General features: G+C 38.9%; 29 protein-coding genes. 1 reads left to right on the forward strand and 28 read right to left on the reverse strand.

Translation table 11 applies throughout. The annotated features are described in order from the left end of the window. The gene (gene gcvH, locus ACOEN1_RS00675; RefSeq protein WP_422484484.1) at positions 1 to 384 is read right to left on the reverse strand and encodes a glycine cleavage system protein GcvH; all 384 of its coding nucleotides are present in this window, start codon (positions 382 to 384) and stop codon (positions 1 to 3) included. A gap of 18 nt (positions 385 to 402) precedes the next feature. Continuing rightward, positions 403 to 1,497, reverse strand: a complete 1,095-nt coding sequence (gene gcvT, locus ACOEN1_RS00680) for a glycine cleavage system aminomethyltransferase GcvT (protein WP_422484485.1) — start codon at positions 1,495 to 1,497, stop codon at positions 403 to 405. Between the two features lie 156 nt (positions 1,498 to 1,653). On the opposite strand from gcvT, the gene ACOEN1_RS00685 reads away from it, so the two are divergent. Continuing rightward, positions 1,654 to 2,781 carry an aldo/keto reductase gene (locus tag ACOEN1_RS00685; protein ID WP_422484486.1) on the forward strand — a complete coding sequence of 376 codons (1,128 nt, stop codon included), beginning with the start codon at positions 1,654 to 1,656 and terminating at the stop codon, positions 2,779 to 2,781. Positions 2,782 to 2,916: 135 nt separating this feature from the next. On the opposite strand, the gene rpsI is transcribed toward ACOEN1_RS00685, so the two are convergent. From rpsI to rplN, 26 genes are all read right to left on the reverse strand, one after another. After that, positions 2,917 to 3,309, reverse strand: a complete 393-nt coding sequence (gene rpsI, locus ACOEN1_RS00690) for a 30S ribosomal protein S9 (RefSeq protein ID WP_422484487.1) — start codon at positions 3,307 to 3,309, stop codon at positions 2,917 to 2,919. A gap of 25 nt (positions 3,310 to 3,334) precedes the next feature. Continuing rightward, positions 3,335 to 3,763: a 50S ribosomal protein L13 gene (gene rplM / locus ACOEN1_RS00695; protein WP_422484488.1), complete on the reverse strand. Its 429-nt coding sequence runs from the start codon at positions 3,761 to 3,763 to the stop codon at positions 3,335 to 3,337. 117 nt (positions 3,764 to 3,880) lie between these two features. Beyond that, complete coding sequence (gene truA, locus ACOEN1_RS00700; RefSeq protein ID WP_422484489.1) at positions 3,881 to 4,618, reverse strand: tRNA pseudouridine(38-40) synthase TruA; 738 nt, start codon at positions 4,616 to 4,618, stop codon at positions 3,881 to 3,883. A gap of 4 nt (positions 4,619 to 4,622) precedes the next feature. Then, positions 4,623 to 5,423: an energy-coupling factor transporter transmembrane component T family protein gene (locus ACOEN1_RS00705; protein ID WP_422484490.1), complete on the reverse strand. Its 801-nt coding sequence runs from the start codon at positions 5,421 to 5,423 to the stop codon at positions 4,623 to 4,625. After that, on the reverse strand, positions 5,416 to 6,279 hold the full coding sequence (locus tag ACOEN1_RS00710; RefSeq protein ID WP_422484491.1) for an energy-coupling factor transporter ATPase: 864 nt from the start codon (positions 6,277 to 6,279) through the stop codon (positions 5,416 to 5,418). The genes ACOEN1_RS00705 and ACOEN1_RS00710 overlap by 8 nt, the downstream gene beginning before the upstream one ends. Next, positions 6,276 to 7,121: an energy-coupling factor transporter ATPase gene (locus ACOEN1_RS00715; RefSeq protein ID WP_422484492.1), complete on the reverse strand. Its 846-nt coding sequence runs from the start codon at positions 7,119 to 7,121 to the stop codon at positions 6,276 to 6,278. Before ACOEN1_RS00715 ends, ACOEN1_RS00710 begins: the two co-directional genes overlap by 4 nt. Positions 7,122 to 7,259: 138 nt before the next feature. Next, positions 7,260 to 7,601: a 50S ribosomal protein L17 gene (gene rplQ / locus ACOEN1_RS00720; protein WP_422484493.1), complete on the reverse strand. Its 342-nt coding sequence runs from the start codon at positions 7,599 to 7,601 to the stop codon at positions 7,260 to 7,262. A 24-nt stretch (positions 7,602 to 7,625) separates the two neighbouring features. Further along, entirely contained in the window at positions 7,626 to 8,573 is a 948-nt protein-coding gene (locus tag ACOEN1_RS00725; RefSeq protein WP_422484494.1) for a DNA-directed RNA polymerase subunit alpha, read from the reverse strand. Between the two features lie 65 nt (positions 8,574 to 8,638). Beyond that, on the reverse strand, positions 8,639 to 9,262 hold the full coding sequence (gene rpsD / locus ACOEN1_RS00730; RefSeq protein ID WP_422484495.1) for a 30S ribosomal protein S4: 624 nt from the start codon (positions 9,260 to 9,262) through the stop codon (positions 8,639 to 8,641). A gap of 18 nt (positions 9,263 to 9,280) precedes the next feature. Next, on the reverse strand, positions 9,281 to 9,679 hold the full coding sequence (gene rpsK, locus ACOEN1_RS00735; RefSeq protein ID WP_422484496.1) for a 30S ribosomal protein S11: 399 nt from the start codon (positions 9,677 to 9,679) through the stop codon (positions 9,281 to 9,283). 18 nt (positions 9,680 to 9,697) lie between these two features. After that, positions 9,698 to 10,060 (reverse strand): 30S ribosomal protein S13, encoded by a 363-nt coding sequence (gene rpsM / locus ACOEN1_RS00740; protein WP_422484497.1) that lies wholly within the window; start codon positions 10,058 to 10,060, stop codon positions 9,698 to 9,700. A 34-nt stretch (positions 10,061 to 10,094) separates the two neighbouring features. After that, the gene (gene rpmJ / locus ACOEN1_RS00745) at positions 10,095 to 10,208 is read right to left on the reverse strand and encodes a 50S ribosomal protein L36 (RefSeq protein WP_422484498.1); all 114 of its coding nucleotides are present in this window, start codon (positions 10,206 to 10,208) and stop codon (positions 10,095 to 10,097) included. Positions 10,209 to 10,224: 16 nt separating this feature from the next. Next, entirely contained in the window at positions 10,225 to 10,443 is a 219-nt protein-coding gene (gene infA, locus ACOEN1_RS00750) for a translation initiation factor IF-1 (RefSeq protein WP_422484499.1), read from the reverse strand. 29 nt (positions 10,444 to 10,472) lie between these two features. Continuing rightward, positions 10,473 to 10,754, reverse strand: a complete 282-nt coding sequence (locus ACOEN1_RS00755) for a hypothetical protein (protein ID WP_422484500.1) — start codon at positions 10,752 to 10,754, stop codon at positions 10,473 to 10,475. A gap of 33 nt (positions 10,755 to 10,787) precedes the next feature. Further along, positions 10,788 to 11,441, reverse strand: coding sequence for an adenylate kinase (locus ACOEN1_RS00760; RefSeq protein ID WP_422484501.1), 654 nt, complete (start codon positions 11,439 to 11,441; stop codon positions 10,788 to 10,790). Positions 11,442 to 11,461: 20 nt separating this feature from the next. After that, on the reverse strand, positions 11,462 to 12,736 hold the full coding sequence (gene secY / locus ACOEN1_RS00765) for a preprotein translocase subunit SecY (protein ID WP_422484502.1): 1,275 nt from the start codon (positions 12,734 to 12,736) through the stop codon (positions 11,462 to 11,464). 1 nt (position 12,737) lies between these two features. Further along, positions 12,738 to 13,187 (reverse strand): 50S ribosomal protein L15, encoded by a 450-nt coding sequence (gene rplO / locus ACOEN1_RS00770; RefSeq protein ID WP_422484503.1) that lies wholly within the window; start codon positions 13,185 to 13,187, stop codon positions 12,738 to 12,740. A 17-nt stretch (positions 13,188 to 13,204) separates the two neighbouring features. Continuing rightward, complete coding sequence (gene rpmD / locus ACOEN1_RS00775; RefSeq protein WP_422484504.1) at positions 13,205 to 13,381, reverse strand: 50S ribosomal protein L30; 177 nt, start codon at positions 13,379 to 13,381, stop codon at positions 13,205 to 13,207. An 11-nt stretch (positions 13,382 to 13,392) separates the two neighbouring features. Then, positions 13,393 to 13,899, reverse strand: coding sequence for a 30S ribosomal protein S5 (gene rpsE / locus ACOEN1_RS00780; protein ID WP_422484505.1), 507 nt, complete (start codon positions 13,897 to 13,899; stop codon positions 13,393 to 13,395). A gap of 17 nt (positions 13,900 to 13,916) precedes the next feature. After that, positions 13,917 to 14,279: a 50S ribosomal protein L18 gene (gene rplR, locus ACOEN1_RS00785; RefSeq protein WP_422484506.1), complete on the reverse strand. Its 363-nt coding sequence runs from the start codon at positions 14,277 to 14,279 to the stop codon at positions 13,917 to 13,919. A 16-nt stretch (positions 14,280 to 14,295) separates the two neighbouring features. Beyond that, positions 14,296 to 14,835 (reverse strand): 50S ribosomal protein L6, encoded by a 540-nt coding sequence (gene rplF, locus ACOEN1_RS00790; protein WP_422484507.1) that lies wholly within the window; start codon positions 14,833 to 14,835, stop codon positions 14,296 to 14,298. Between the two features lie 35 nt (positions 14,836 to 14,870). Next, positions 14,871 to 15,266, reverse strand: a complete 396-nt coding sequence (rpsH, locus tag ACOEN1_RS00795; protein WP_422484508.1) for a 30S ribosomal protein S8 — start codon at positions 15,264 to 15,266, stop codon at positions 14,871 to 14,873. A gap of 29 nt (positions 15,267 to 15,295) precedes the next feature. Continuing rightward, positions 15,296 to 15,481, reverse strand: coding sequence for a type Z 30S ribosomal protein S14 (locus tag ACOEN1_RS00800; RefSeq protein WP_422484509.1), 186 nt, complete (start codon positions 15,479 to 15,481; stop codon positions 15,296 to 15,298). An 18-nt stretch (positions 15,482 to 15,499) separates the two neighbouring features. Beyond that, positions 15,500 to 16,042 (reverse strand): 50S ribosomal protein L5, encoded by a 543-nt coding sequence (gene rplE / locus ACOEN1_RS00805; RefSeq protein WP_422484510.1) that lies wholly within the window; start codon positions 16,040 to 16,042, stop codon positions 15,500 to 15,502. Between the two features lie 24 nt (positions 16,043 to 16,066). Then, positions 16,067 to 16,381 carry a 50S ribosomal protein L24 gene (rplX, locus tag ACOEN1_RS00810; protein ID WP_422484511.1) on the reverse strand — a complete coding sequence of 105 codons (315 nt, stop codon included), beginning with the start codon at positions 16,379 to 16,381 and terminating at the stop codon, positions 16,067 to 16,069. Between the two features lie 15 nt (positions 16,382 to 16,396). After that, positions 16,397 to 16,765: a 50S ribosomal protein L14 gene (rplN, locus tag ACOEN1_RS00815; protein WP_422484512.1), complete on the reverse strand. Its 369-nt coding sequence runs from the start codon at positions 16,763 to 16,765 to the stop codon at positions 16,397 to 16,399. Positions 16,766 to 16,794: the final 29 nt, after the last annotated feature.

Raw genomic sequence — 16,794 nt, forward strand, 5'->3', positions numbered from 1 at the left:
TTATTCCTCCTCAGCTAAAAACTTTTCGTAATCCTCATCATTCATTAATTCTTCAATTTCTGCCTTATCAACTAACTCAACTTTTATCAACCAGTTCTCAAATGCATCAGTGTTAAGTAATGCAGGATCATCCATAAGCTCCTCATTTATGGCAACTACTTTCCCTCCGACAGGCATATATACATCAGAAGCTGCTTTTACTGACTCAACTGCTGCAAAGTCTTCACCTTTTTCGAATTCGTCATCTACATCAGGAAGCTCAACATATACTATGTCTCCTAGATGATGCTGTGCATAATCTGAAATACCTATTAGCGCCATTTCTCCGTCAACCTTAACCCACTCATGATCCTTTGTGTAAAATAATCCTTTTGCTACTTTCATTTAATTACCCCCTAAAATTTATTTTTTAAGAAATTTCTTGCTTATAACTTTTGCTTTAGCAAATTTATTTCTGATCTTTACATCAACCTCTGTTCCCAAATCTGTGAACTCTGTCTTGATAAGAGCATTACCTATTACCTTGTCTAGCGTAGGACTCTTGTATCCAGTTGTTACATGGCCAATCTTTTCGCCATCCTTGTATACTTCATATCCTTCTCTAGCAATTCCTCGGTCAAGAAGCTCAATTCCTGCAAGCTTTCTTTCCAGACCTTCGCTCCACATTTTATTCAATGCTTCCTTGCCTATAAAATCAGATTTCTTGTCAAGCTTAACAAAGTATTTGAATCCAGCCTCAAGAGGAGTGATTTCGTCATCCATCTCATGTCCATACAATGGAAGCGATGCTTCAAATCTCAATGTATCTCTGCAGCCAAGTCCTGTTGGCTTTATTCCTTCATCCTTACCAGCTTCAAGAATTGCATTCCATACTTTTACGATACCCTCATTGTCGGCATAAACCTCAAAACCATCTTCTCCGGTATAGCCGGTTCTTGATACCATACAGTTCACTCCTGCTACTTCGATGTCTCTCTTAAGATGGAAGAATTTAATCTGTGAAAGGTCATACTCAGTAAGCTTCTGAAGAACCTTTTCCGCCATTGGCCCCTGAATTGCAACCTCACCTACTGAATCGGAGATGTTCTCGATTTCAACGTTGAAATCTCCCTTGTTCTCCAAAATCCACTTGTGGTCCTTGTCAATATTTGCTGCATTAACAACCAGATAGAAGAATTCCCCATCATATCTGTACACAAGCAAATCATCCACGACGCCTCCTGTTGGGTGGCACATGAATGTGTAAATAACTTGGTTGTCAACTATAGTGGTTATATCATTAGTCATAAGATAATCAACAAAGGCAAGAGCATCCTTTCCCTTGACAGTTATCTCTCCCATATGTGAAACATCGAAAAGACCTACTGCATTTCTTACTGCCTCATGCTCAGGCACAAGTCCTTCGTATTGCACTGGAAGAAACCAACCTGCATAGTCGACGACATTACCCCCTAACTTGATGTGCTCCTCATATAGGGGGGTTTTTTTTGCGTCCATTCAATCACTCCTTCCTGTTTTTTGTGGTATAATTTCCGTATACTATCCTATAACTACCCCACTGAATGGTAGTTAAACTACACAGGATTACATGAATTTACCAACATCCGTGGTATTTCAGTAGTATACTTCAATTATACATAAGGGGGATTTTTTATGCAATACCGTGAAATTACTAGAGACAAGTTAAATGTTTCACTATTAGGGCTGGGTTGTATGCGGTTTCCGGTTCTTGAGGATGACAATTCAAGAATCGACGTGGACAAAGCTACTCTAATGGTAAGACACGCTTTTGATAAGGGAATTAATTATTTTGATACAGCTTATCCTTACCATGGTGGAGAATCTGAGGCTTTTCTTGGATATGCACTGGAAGGAATTCGGAGGGAGGATTACCATCTGGCAACAAAATCTCCTGTTTGGTTAATGGAGAATCACGATGATTTTATGAGATATCTGGATGAACAACTGGTTAATTTAAAGACAAACTATGTCGATTTTTACCTTTTTCATGCCTTAAATATGGATAGCTTCAAAAAAATAAAATCTCTTGAATTTGAAAAATTTGTTAATCAGGCAAAAAAAGAGGGAAAAATTAAGCACATCGGGTTTTCATTTCATGACGAACTGCCCGTTTTTAAGGAAATAATCGATTATTATCCTTGGGAGTTCTGTCAGATCCAGCTTAACTATATGGATGTTGATTATCAAGCTGGCCTTTCAGGGCTTGAGTATGCAAGAAATAAAGGAATTGATGTGGTTGTCATGGAGCCTCTGAAAGGCGGTAAGCTGGCAAACTCTCCCGACGATGTGCTCCAGGTATGGAACAAGGCTAAAACATCCCGTACGCCCGTACAGTGGGCCCTAAACTGGCTATACAGTCTCCCGGGCATATCCGTTGTCTTAAGTGGGATGTCTACAATGGATCAGCTGGATGAAAATATCAGAATCAGTTCTTATGACAATTCAATGTCTCTTGATGATATGGATATTGTAAAGGAAGCAGCTGACATCTATCGAAGTAGAACAAAGGTTGATTGCACAGGATGCAAGTACTGTATTCCATGCCCGCAAAATGTTGAAATACCTAATATATTCGAGCTTTACAACAATGCACATGTTTATGGGACCATGGAGGAATCCATAAATTCATACTCAAGCCTAGTTAAGAAGGAGTCTGATAGTTCCAAATGTATAGAGTGTGGATTATGTGAGGAAAAGTGTCCACAGAATCTGAGAATAATTCAGTATCTTAAGGAAGCCAAGAGCGACCTATACCGCTAAAAAATGGCGTGCAATACAAACGTTCGAGGAGTTATCCACTTTATCCACATTATCCACAGACCACAGGGGATAAACTACTATTACGTTAAAAATGAGTATTAAAAAAGCACCAGATCTTTTTCTGGTGCTTCTGTATTATCTCTTGCTGAACTGTGGACTTCTTCTTGCCTTCTTGAGACCATATTTCTTTCTCTCAACCATTCTTGAATCTCTGGTAAGATGTCCCGCCTTCTTAAGTATTGGTCTTAGCTCTCCATCTGTTTCTAGAAGTGCTCTTGCAATACCATGTCTGATTGCTCCGGCTTGTCCTGTGAATCCACCGCCGTGAACATTTACGATTACGTCGTATTTATCTGCTGTTTCTGTTATAGTCAAAGGCTCTTTTGCAATTACTCTTAGTGTCTCGTAGTTGAAAAAGTCCTCGATATCTCTCTTGTTGATTGTAATCTTTCCATTACCTGCTACAAGTCTTACTCTTGCAACGGATGTCTTTCTTCTTCCTGTTCCTAAAAATTGTGTTGCAGCCATTTACAGTCCTCCCTTCATCAATTAATTATACTTCGTAAACTTCTGGCTTCTGCGCCTCGTGTCCGTGCTCTGTACCTCTGTAAACCTTAAGTTTTGTGTACATTTTTCTTCCCAGACTATTCTTAGGCAGCATTCCTTTAACAGCCAGCTCTATTATCTTTTCGGGATTCTTCTCCATTAGCTCGCCGTATGATACTTGTCTCAAGCCTCCTGGATAACCTGTATGGTATGTGTAGTTCTTTTGCTGCAATTTCTTTCCAGTAAGTCTTACTTTACCAGCATTTATTACAATAACAAAATCACCTGTATCAACATGTGGTGTGTAGATGGGCTTGTTCTTACCTCTAAGGATAGTTGCAATCTCTGTGGCCAGTCTTCCCAATACTTTATCTTCTGCGTCTATTATATACCATTTTCTTTCGACTTCATTGGCTTTTGCCATAAAACTTTTCATCTATTTCCCTCCTTACAACAACATTCGTTTTAAGGTGTCTACTAAAAAGTTTCCGGACTTCTCATTAAACACTCTTATATATTCTAATACAAGTGATAATCAATGTCAAGGCTGATTTTACTTGTAGAATACTTTTTCTAAAAATAGTCCCTGAGCTGGTGCCGTTCTTCCAGCAGACTTTCGTTCTCTTTTTTCAATAATCTCCGGTATTTCATACTTGTTTCTTTTACCTGCACCAACTTCAATCAATGTACCGACAATTATTCTAACCATATTGCGAAGAAAACTGTTGCCCTCTACTGTAATCTCAATTATATCGCCATTCCTTTTGATATCTAGTGAATGAATTGTTCTTACAGATGATTTTATGGAAGTCTTTCTTCCTCTGAATGACTTGAAGTCGTGGGTTCCAATAAAAAACTCAGCTGCTTCCTTCATTGGTTTAATATCCAGTGGATATCTTACATGGCAGGTATGATTTCTTAATAAAGGCCTTTCAGGTTCGCCATTATATATTTTGTAGACATATCTCTTGTGAGTGGCGCTGTACCTTGCATGAAAATCAATAGGTACTTCCTGAGAGCTTATGATTCTAATATCATCCGGAAGTTTAAGATTGAGTGCATACTTGAATCTTTCACCAGGTATGGTAGATTCTGTCTGAAAATTTGCTACATGCCCAAGGGCATGAACTTTGGCATCAGTCCTGCCTGATCCGTATAGAACAACCTTCTCTCCCGTTACTTTTTTGATAGTTTTCTCAATTTCCTCCTGTATCGAGGGGAAATTCTCCTGGCTCTGCCATCCCCAGTAATTTGTTCCGTCATATTCAATTACAAGCATAATATTTCTCATATTATCACCATATATAACGGGTGGATACTATTGCTGCAAAGAACAAGGTCATACCTGTCAACACAGCATAATCTCTGGTTACAAACTTCAATTCGTTCAATCTGGTCCTTCCATCTCCACCTCTGTAGCATCTTGCTTCCATTGCAGTTGCCAATTCATCAGCCCTTCTGAAGGCATTGATAAATAGAGGTACAAGCAAGGGAACCAGATTCTTTGCCCTGCTTAGGATGTTGCCTGATTCAAAATCAGCTCCTCTTGCCATCTGAGCTTTCATTATCTTGTCTGTCTCCTCCAGCAAGGTAGGTATAAACCTAAGCGCGATGGTCATCATCATGGCAAGTTCATGCGATGGCAATCCAAATCTGTTGAATGGTGAAAGAAGTCTTTCTATCCCATCAGTCAATGCTATGGGAGAAGTCGTCAATGTTAGGAGTGATGTACCCGTTATTAGAAATATCAACCTAAGAGCCATAAATACAGACTGTCTCAAACCCTCTTTAGTTATTGCCAATGGACCAAGCTCAACAAGAACCTCACCCTTTGTCATAAAGAGGTTGATGGCAAAGGTTATCAGAATTATAAACATCAAGGGTTTCAATCCTTTGATAATAAACTTCACAGGAAGTTTGGCTATCGAAATAACCGCTGCTATAAATGCCAGTATGAAAATATAGGGAACGAAGCTGGTCACAAAGAAGAGAGATGCAATAAACAATGCTACAATGATTATTTTCACTCTTGGATCTAATTTGTGAACTATAGATGTTCCAGGAAAATATTGTCCGATTGTAATATCTTTAAGCATTCTTTTTACTCCTTAAATAATTTAATATCTCTACCTTGGCCTCTTCAATTGTCAATATATCGTCCCTAATTGCATGCCCTTTACCCTTGAAAATCTTCATAAATTTTGTAATCTGGGGTATTCCAAGACCCATTTCCTCCAACTCATCGGTTCTATTGAAGATTTCTCTGGTAGGTCCATCAAGAGCTACTGTGGCCTTATGCATAACAAATATTCTGTTAACAAGTCTGGCAATATCCTCCATGCTATGAGAAACTAAAATAATAGTAATCTTTTCCTTATCGTAAATCTTTCTTATTTCATCCAGGATATCATCTCTACCCTTGGGATCAAGCCCTGCCGTAGGCTCATCCAGAATAAGAACCTTAGGCTTCATGGCGATAACACCTGCAATTGCAACCCTTCTCTTCTGACCTCCGGATAGCTCAAATGGAGACCTCTCCTTAAGTTCTTCGAAGTCAAGTCCCACAAGTTCCATTGCCTCTCTTACCCTCAGATCTATTTCATCCTCTTTCAAGCCCAGGTTTTTAGGTCCAAAAGCAATATCCTTATAAATAGTCTCTTCAAATAGTTGATGCTCTGGATACTGAAAAACCAATCCAACCTTCTGTCTTACAATCTTCATTTTAGTCTCTTTACTTGAAAGATCCTGACCGTCAATGATAATCTTGCCCTTTGTAGGCTTCATCAGACCATTTAGGTGTTGTACCAATGTTGATTTACCAGACCCGGTATGACCAATCAGACCTATGAACTCACCTTCTTCAATTTCCAGGTTTATTCCATCAAGAGCTTTCTTTTCAAAAGGTGTTCCCGGATTATATATATAGTCAACATCCTTTAATTGAATAATCATAGTGTATCCACCAGCTCCTCAACAGATAATATATCGTCCTTGATATTATACCCTTCTTTGTTCAATTCATATACAAGCTCTGTGACCTGTGGTACATCCAGTCCGAGAGATTTTAATTTATCAACCTGTCTGAAGATATCTTTTGGAGTACCCAACATTACAGATTCTCCCTCGTTTAACACCATCACTCTATCAGCTTCCACTGCTTCGTCCATATAGTGAGTGATAAGAATGATTGTCTTGTTCTTCTCCTCATTAAGCTTCTTGATTGTCTCCATTACCTCAAGTCTGCCAGAAGGATCAAGCATTGCAGTCGGCTCATCAAAAATTATACAATCGGGCTCCATGGCAAGTATCCCTGCTATTGCAACCCTTTGTTTTTGACCGCCTGACAAAAGATGAGGAGCATGCTTTTTATACTCTGTCATTTCAACAACCTCAAGAGCATCATCAACTCGCTTCCGTATTTCTGCAGGGGGTATGCCAAGATTTTCAGGTCCAAATGCTACATCCTCTTCCACGATTGTTGCAACAATTTGGTTGTCAGGATTCTGGAACACCATGCCTGCTGTTGATCTTATATCCCAGATCTTGTCTTCATCCCTTGTGTTCATTCCATTTACAAGTACTTCTCCCCTTGATGGTAGAATAAGTCCATTAATCATCTTGGCAAGAGTGGATTTTCCGGATCCATTATGTCCAAGTACCACAAAAAATTCTCCTCTTTCTATTTGGAGACTCAAGTCTTTTACAGCCAATTGAATACTCTCGTCAATATAGGAGCTATATTCATAGCTCACATTTTGTATGTCTATCATTATGTTGTTGTTTTTTTCATTCATAAATATACCTCGGTTTAAATTTACTATTACCAGTTAAATATAACACAAGAAAAATGTTATTTCAATTGACCTTTCCCGGTAAACAAGTGAAACTTACAAAATTAAAGGGACTAAGTGTCAACTTAATCCCCCTCCCTATTAAACAAGTTCTAATATAGCTATTTCTGCGGCATCTCCGCGACGAGGACCAACTCTTAATACCCTTGTATAACCACCATTTCTGTCAGCATACTTAGGACCAATTTCATCAAACAATTTCCTCACCACATCTTCATCATATATGAATGCAAGTGCTTGTCTTCTTGCATGAAGATCGCCTTTCTTTGCCAAAGTTATCATTCTCTCTGCCATTCTCTTTGTCTCTTTGGCTCTGGTTACTGTGGTTTCAATTCTTTCTTCCCTTAGTAATGATGTAACTTGATTTCTCAACATTGCTTTTCTATGAGCAGTAGGGCGACCAAGTTTTCTTAGTGTTGTCACATTTATCCCTCCTTCTTGCTTAGGTTATTCATCACTTGATTTAAGACCTAATCCCAATTCAGCAAGTTTCTTCTGTACTTCTTCAAGGGATTTCTTACCTAGATTCCTAACCTTCATCATGTCTTCCTCAGTTTTTTCAGTAAGCTCTTCTACAGTATTTATTGCTGCTCTCTTCAAGCAGTTATAACTTCTAACTGAAAGGTCAAGCTCTTCTACTGTCATTTCAAGAACCTTCTCCTTCTTGTCCTCTTCCTTTTCAACCATGATCTCAACTTCGTTAACATGGTCAGTAAGTCCAATAAACAAGTTAAGGTGTTCTGTAAGAATCTTGGCTCCCAATGAGGTAGCTTCATCAGAACTCATTGTTCCATTCGTCCAGACATCCAACACAAGTTTGTCATAGTCAGTTATCTGACCAACTCTTGTATTTTCAACCTGATAATTTACCTTACTTACAGGAGTATAGGACGAGTCTACGGGAATTACTCCCACAGGCTGGCCTTCCTTCTTGTTCTTTTCGGCAACTGAGTAGCCTCTTCCTCTTATTAGTTCAAGCTCTATATATAGTTTTCCATCTTCATTGACAGTAGCTATATGTTGATCCTTATTTACTATTTCGACTTCCATTCCAGTCGCAATGTCGCCAGCAGTAATTACCTGAGGCCCTTCTACATCAATTATCATTGTAACCGGTTCTTCTGTATACATCTTTGCTGCAATTTCCTTGATATTGAGTATTATCTCGGGCACATCTTCCAACACACCTGGGATTGTAGCAAATTCATGCAATACTCCCTGGATCTTTATTGATGATATTGCCGCACCGGGCAATGATGAAAGCAAAACTCTTCTTAAAGAGTTTCCCAAAGTTGTTCCGTAGCCTCTTTCAAGAGGTTCTACAACAAATTTACCATAGCTTCCATCTTCACTTAATTCCATGATCTCAATTCTAGGCTTTTCAATTTCCATCATTAAGCATAACCCTCCTTGATCTTTTTATTTTTAACGGACGAGGGCAACTGATACTACTCTATCGATTATTTTGAATATAGCTCGACGATTAAATGTTCTTCAACTGGAAGATCTATGTCTTCTCTGGTTGATTCAGCTACTATTGTTCCTCTTAGTTTTTCAAGATCTATGTTTATCCATGGTGTTGTATTTCCGCTATGGTTTTCAACCAAAGACTTGAATTTCTCACTACCACGGCTTTTTTCCTTAACTTCGATAACATCTCCTACTGTAGTCATTAGTGAAGGTATTGTCGCCTTATTTCCGTTCAGCAGGAAGTGTCCATGTGTTACAAGTTGTCTTGCTTCTGCTCTTGAAGCTGCAAATCCCATTCTGTAAACTACATTGTCAAGTCTTGACTCAAGAATCTTGAACATGTTGTCACCGGTTACGCCCTTCATTTGATCTGCCATCATGAAATATTTACTCATTTGTGACTCTGAAAGTCCGTAGAATCTACGTACCTTTTGCTTTTCTCTTAACTGCATTCCATATTCAGTTACTTTCTTTCTGGATTGTCCGTGTTGACCTGGAGCAAAGTTTCTCTTGTTAAGAGCACATCTGTCTGTATAACATCTGTCTCCCTTCAGGAAAAGCTTAACACCTTCTCTACGGCACAATCTACAAACTGGCCCTGTATATCTTCCCATCCTTATTTACACCTCCTATTAAACTCTTCTTCTCTTCGGTGGTCTACATCCATTATGTGGAATTGGAGTAACGTCCTTAATCATGTTTACTTCCAGTCCAGATGCTTGAAGTGACCTTATTGCTGCTTCTCTTCCTGATCCAGGTCCTTTTACAAATACTTCTACAACTTTAAGACCATGTTCCATAGCTTTTCTTGCAGCTTCCTCTGCACATTGTTGTGCGGCATAAGGAGTGGATTTCCTTGACCCTCTGAATCCAAGCTGTCCTGCGCTTGCCCATGATATTACATTACCTTGGGTATCTGTAAGTGTTACCATTGTATTGTTGAAGGTTGAAGAAATATGAGCTTGACCTCTCTCAATATTCTTACGTTCTCTTCTTCTTACACGTGTTGCTTTACCTTTTTTAGGTGCCATTAAGTTCCCCTCCTTTACCTATTTCTTCTTGGACACTAATCTTCTTGGACCTTTTCTTGTCCTTGCATTAGTCTTTGTTCTTTGACCTCTTACAGGAAGTCCTCTCTTATGTCTTAGTCCTCTATAGCAGTTGATTTCCTTTAGTCTCTTAATGTTTAGGGCGATATCTCTTCTAAGATCTCCCTCAACATGATAATCGTCGATAAGCGCTCTAAGGTTTGATACTTCTGACTCAGTAAGATCCTTAACTCTTGTATCTTTGTCTACTCCAGCTTTAACTAGAATCTCATTTGAGCTTGTTTTACCGATACCATATATATATGTCAAACCAATTTCTACTCTTTTATCTCTTGGTAAGTCTACGCCTGCAATTCTTGCCATTAACGTTTGCACCTCCTATTTTTAAATCTCCTTATTAACCTTGTGTTTGTTTATGCTTAGGATTTTCACAGATAACCATTACTCTTCCTTTTCTTTTTATGATTTTGCATTTTTCACACATCTTCTTCACAGATGGTCTGACTTTCATAATAATCCCTCCTATGCTACTTGTTTCGCCAAGTTATCCTACCTCTTGTTAAATCGTAGGGCGACAGTTCTATTGTTACGGTATCTCCTGGTAATATTCTGATGTAGTGCATTCTGAGTTTACCGGAAATATGGGCTAAAATTTCGTGTCCGTTCTCAAGCCTTACTTTAAATATGGCATTAGGCAATGCATCAATTACCGTACCTTCAACCTCTATTACATCTTTTTTAGCCATGGATTTCGAACCTCCTGTTCAACTCTCATTTAGAAACTCTTATTGAAAGGTTCCAAAATTTTTCTAATATATGAGTTATTTATCTTTAAGCTATTCTCAATCTTATCCTTGAATTCAGGCATAACAGTATTGAATACAATCAAGTGCTTGATTTTCTTCTTTTTCGGACTGTCAAGCTTTCTTAAGTCTCCATCAACTACATATACGTATTGATCATCTGCTACATCGTATATCAAGAATATTCTTCCTTTATCACGGCCAGCTCTTGACTTTACCACCTGTCCGATGGATATGTCACTAGTGGAATCCATTATATTCACCTCTTCGTTCTGCTGAGTAAGGGCTTAAACCCTTTCTTTGTCGAGTTCGCTAGTTATGTCATTGAAAACTTCATCAATTTTTTTAGTTCCGTCAACATCAAACAGCAATCCCTGGTTCTTGTAATAATCTATCAATGGCTCCGTTTGTTCCATGTATACGTTAATCCTTGTGGTAACAGTCTCTTCTGTATCGTCATCTCTCTGATAGAGTTCTCCTCCATCCTTATCGCATACGCCTTCAACCTTTGGTGGGTTGTATTTAACATGGTAAGTTGCACCGCATTCCTTGCAGATGCGTCTCCCCACGGCTCTCTCAATAAGAATTTCAGGATCTGCATTGATATTTATAACCCTGTCTAAACTTATACCCATTTTGTCTAGTTCGGAATCCAACGCTTCTGCCTGCTTTACAGTTCTTGGGAAGCCATCCAGAAGGAATCCATCTTTGCAGTCATCTTTAAGCAGCCTATCCTTTACTATAGATACCACTAATTCGTCAGGTACCAGGAGACCTTTGTCCATATATCCCTTAGCCTCCTGCCCCAATTCCGTACCTTCTTTTATATTGGCTCTGAAAATATCCCCTGTTGATATGTGCGGAATATTATACTTTTCTACTATAGCTGATGCTTGAGTTCCTTTACCTGCTCCTGGAGGACCTAGTAATACCAATCTCATTTTAAATCATCTCCTATAGGTTAGTTCAAGAATCCCTTGTAATGTCTCATCAACATTTGTGATTCTATTTGTTTTACAGTCTCCAACGCAACACCTACTACAATTATTATAGCAGTTCCACCAAAGTTTACGTTCATTCCAAAAATCTTTGACAGAAATATTGGCATTGATGCAAGTAATGCAAGTGACATACCACCAACAAATACTATTCTATTTACAACTTTATTCAGATAGTCTGATGTAGGCCTTCCAGGTCTGATACCCGGAATAAAACCACCGTTTTGCTGAAGATTCTTTGAATATTCTACAGTATTAAATTGTACAGCTGTGTAGAAATACGTGAAGAATACAATCAGCAATATGTTCAGAATTGAGTATACCCATATTCCGACACTTCCTGCCGGTGTAAGGTACTTCTCCACCCACTGAGTAATCCCCCCCTGTGAGAACAGTGCGAATGTCTGTGGTAATGCTAGAAGTGAGGAAGCAAATATTACAGGGATAACTCCTGCCATCAATACTTTGATGGGAATATGAGTACTTTGTCCACCATACATTTTTCTACCTACAACTCTTTTTGCATACTGCACAGGAATCTTACGCTGTCCTTCCTGAAGAGCAACTACGAAAGCAATGATAATAAGCATTACGAGTCCAAACAACAATACTGTAAACAAGTTTAATTGTCCTATGCTCACCAGCTTGAATGTACTGATTAGATCAGACGGTAATTTTGATATTATTCCAATGAATATTAGCAGTGATATACCATTTCCGATTCCCTTCTCAGTAATTAGCTCACCAATCCACATAAGAAATGCTGTTCCAGCAACCATAGACAATATTACTATAACTGTCTGCATACTATTTTGAGTTTCCAGAGCATTTCTGAACAGACCAAATGTATATCCAATTGCCTGAACAGCTGCCAGCACAACCGCACCATATCTGGTGTAACGATTGATTTTTTTCTTTCCTTCTTCTCCTTGCTTAGCCAGCTCCTCAAGTTTAGGGATTGCTATTGTCAAAAGCTGAAGAATAATGGAAGCAGTGATGTATGGGTAGATATTTGTGGCAAAAATACTGAAGTCACTGAATGTTCCTCCGGCCATCATATCAAGGAATTGCAATATTCCACCCTGACTGGCATTGAATATACCTTCGATTATGTCTTTGTTCATAAATGGTACGGGCACTGCTGCCCCCAATCTTACAACCAATAACATAAGAATCGTAAAGGTCATCTTCTTTCTGATGTCTGGAATTCTCCAAGCATTCCTTAAGGTTGAAAGCATATTAAATCACCTCAACCTTTCCTCCTGCAGCCTCGATCTTCTCAGCAGCAGATTTGCTAAATTTATGTGCTTGTACTGTCAATTTCACATTTAATTCACCGTCTCCAAGAATTTTTACTCCATCCTTGGCTTTACCCTTTTTAACGACGCCTTCTTCAAAAAGAAGCTCCGGAGTAACAACGGTGTTTTCTTCGAATCTATTCAAATCTTCAAGATTAACTATCGCATATACTGTAGCGAAGATGTTAGTGAATCCTCTCTTTGGCATCCTTCTAAACAAAGGCATTTGGCCACCTTCGAATCCAGGTCTTACTCCTCCACCTGATCTTGCGTTCTGACCTTTATGTCCTTTACCTGATGTCTTACCAGTTCCTGATCCAATTCCTCTACCAAGTCTTTTTCTGGCTTTGGATCCGCCACCATCATTTGGTCTTAAATCATTAAGTTTCAATCCGTACACCTCCTTTATTAGTCTATTAGCTCAACCATGTAGTCTATTTGATGTATCATACCTCTGATTTGAGGGGTATCATTCTTTTCAACTACTTGTCCGATTTTCCTTAATCCAAGGGCTTTGACTGTTTTTTTGTGGGTATCAGGTCTCCCGATGGGACTCTTAACCAACTTGATTTTAAGCATAGTCATTATTCTCCCCCCTAACCTAGTATTTCTTCTACTGTCTTACCTCTTAATCTGGCAACCTCTTCTGCAGTCTTAAGGCCTTTAAGAGCTTCCATTGTAGCATTTACAACATTTCTTGGGTTATTAGTTCCAAGTGATTTAGTTCTGATATCCCTGATTCCAACAAGCTCGCATACGGCACGAACAGCTCCACCTGCGATAACTCCGGTACCTTCGTTTGATGGCTTCATCAATACTCTTCCTGCTCCATAAACTCCAGTAATCTCGTGAGGGATTGTAGTTCCTTCCAATGGCACTTTTATTATGTGCTTCTTGGCATCCTGAACTGCTTTTCTGATAGCTTCAGGTACTTCAAGAGCTTTCGCCATTCCGACTCCAACATTACCGTTCCCGTCTCCAACAACGACCAATGCACTGAATCTGAAGTTTCTACCGCCTTTAACTACTTTTGTAACACGATTTATATTAACAACTCTCTCTTGTAAATCTAATTCGCTTGCATCAACATATGAGCGTTCCATAATTTTCCCTCCTTCTATTAAAATTTAAGTCCAGCTTCTCTGGCTCCATCAGCAAGTTCTTTAACTCTTCCGTGATATAGGTAACCGCCTCTGTCGAAAACAACTTCTTCGATACCTTTATCAAGAGCTTTTTTGCCAATTGCCATTCCTACTGCTTTAGCTGCTTCCTTATTCTTCGTTGAAGTAAGGCTTAGGTCCTTATCCAGAGTAGAAGCTGCTGCCAATGTGCTACCAGCTGCATCATCAATGATCTGAGCGTAAATATGGCTACCGCTTCTGTAGATGTTTAGTCTTGGCTTGGCAGGAGTGCCATATACTTTTTGCCTTACTCTTGCGTGTCTGACTTTTCTGGTTTTATTTTTATCTATTTTTTTAAGCAAATTTGTTCACTCCCTTCTACTTACCTGTTTTACCAACCTTACGTCTAACGTGTTCTCCAGTATATCTTATTCCTTTGCCTTTATATGGCTCAGGCTTTCTATAGTCTCTTATTTTTGCAGCAAAGTTGCCAACCTGTTGCTTGTCGATTCCCTTAACAACAATCTTGTTTTGCGCAGGAACTTCTACTTCCAGACCTTTAGGGTCATCAAGTTCAATCGGATGTGAATATCCCAGTGAAAGTACCAGTTTGTTTCCTTGCTTTGCAGCTCTGTATCCTGTACCGACAATATCCAATGACTTTTGGTAGCCTTCAGTTACACCAACAACCATATTCCAAATCAAAGTCCTGGACAATCCGTGCACGGACTTGTGTCTTTTTTGTTCTGATGGTCTTGCAACATTAAGAACGCCATCTTCTATATTAATTACCATTTCTGGATCAATTTGTTGACTTAGTTGACCTTTTGGTCCTTTTACCTCTACCAGGTTCTTTTCGCTTACTGTTATTTCAACGCCAGCTGGTAGATCAATTGGTTTTAATCCTATTCTTGACATGAGTGCACCTCCTGTTCCAATAATCTAGTAATTTATTACCAAACGTAACAAATTACTTCTCCACCCACATTTTCGTTTCTAGCAGACTTGTCTGTCATCATTCCTTTTGATGTGGATATTACAGCTATTCCTAAACCACCAAGTACCTTAGGTATCTCGTTGTTTTTTACATAAACTTTAAGACCAGGTTTTGATATCCTCTTGATACCACTTATAACCTTCTCATTGTTTTGACCATATTTCAAATCTACTCTCATGATTCCTTGCTTTCCGTCTTCAATAACATCAAATCCCTTGATGAAACCTTCGTTGAGAAGAATCTGAGCGATTTCTTTTTTTATTTTTGACGCAGGAACATCAATAGAATCGTGCTTGGCATTATTACCATTTCTAATTCTAGTTAACATATCCGCGATTGGGTCTGTCATCATGTTTGTTACCTCCTCTCATAATCCTGGAATTACCAGCTAGCTTTTCTAACTCCGGGTATTTGACCCTTGTAAGCCAATTCTCTGAAGCATATACGGCAAATGCCATATTTTCTCAGGTAGGCGTGAGGTCTACCACATAATTTACATCTATTATATTCCTGTGTGCTAAACTTCTGCTTTCTCTTTTGTTTAGCAATCATTGATTTCTTTGCCAAGATTTTCCCCTCCTTTGTCTACTTTTTAAAGGGCATTCCCATTTTCTCTAAGAATACTTTAGCTTCCTCATCTGATTGTGCAGTGGTTACAATAACAACGTCAAGACCTCTGATAGAATCAACTTTATCATATTCTATTTCTGGGAAAATCAACTGCTCTTTCAATCCCATGGCATAGTTACCTCTTCCATCGAAGGAAGTAGCGCTAACGCCTCTAAAGTCTCTTACTCTAGGTAGGGCTATATTCATCAATTTATCTAAAAAGTCGAACATTCTCTCTCCCCTAAGGGTAACCTTTGCTCCAACTTTCATGCCTTCTCTAAGTTTAAAGTTCGCTATGGATTTTTTTGCTTGAGTAACAAGTGGCTTTTGACCAGTAATTATTTCAAGTTCCTTTACTGCTGACTCAAGAGCTTTAGGATTGTCTCTTGCTTCTCCGATTCCCATATTGATAACAACCTTCTCTAGTCTCGGAACTTCCATAACACTGCTGTACTCGAACTTTTCCATTAAAGCATTTACAACTTCTTCATTATATTTTACCTTTAATCTGGAAGTCATTCCATTACCTCCTCTCTCATGTGATTATTTATCTAATACTTCTCCGCACTTCTTGCAGACTCTAACTTTTCGTCCGTCGCTTTTTACCTGATATCCCACTCTTACACCCTGCTTGTCCTTTGGGCAGTAAAACATTACCTTTGAACTGTTCAATGGGCCTTCAAGCTTAATGATTCCACCTGGTTTTTTAGGTCCTGCAGGTTTCTTATGCTTAGTTAACATGTTAACGCCTTCAACAATTACTCTATTATCTTTAGGCATAACCTTCATGATTTTTCCGGTCTTACCTTTGTCTTTTCCTGAAATTACAACTACTATATCTCCACTTTTAACATTCATACTATACACCTCCTCTTATAGTACTTCCGGTGCCAAGGATATAATCTTCATGTAGTTACCTCTTCTCAGTTCCCTTGTTACAGGTCCGAAAATACGAGTTCCTACTGGATTCTTATCATCTTTTATAATAACAGCTGCGTTGTCGTCAAATTTGATGTATGAACCATCTTGTCTTCTAACCCCGAATTTGCTTCTTACAACAACCGCCTTAACAACTTGTCCTTTTTTTACAACCCCACCAGGTGTTGCACTTTTAACCGTACATACAACTACATCTCCGATGCTGGCGTACTGCTTATTGGTACCTCCGAGCACTCTGATAACCAATACTTCCTTTGCTCCGGAATTATCAGCTACTCTCATGCGGCTTTCCGTTTGAATCATTCAGAATACCTCCCTTCGCCTAATATATC

Source organism: Gudongella sp. DL1XJH-153, assembly GCF_049310905.1.
GTDB lineage: Bacteria > Bacillota > Clostridia > Tissierellales > Tissierellaceae > Gudongella.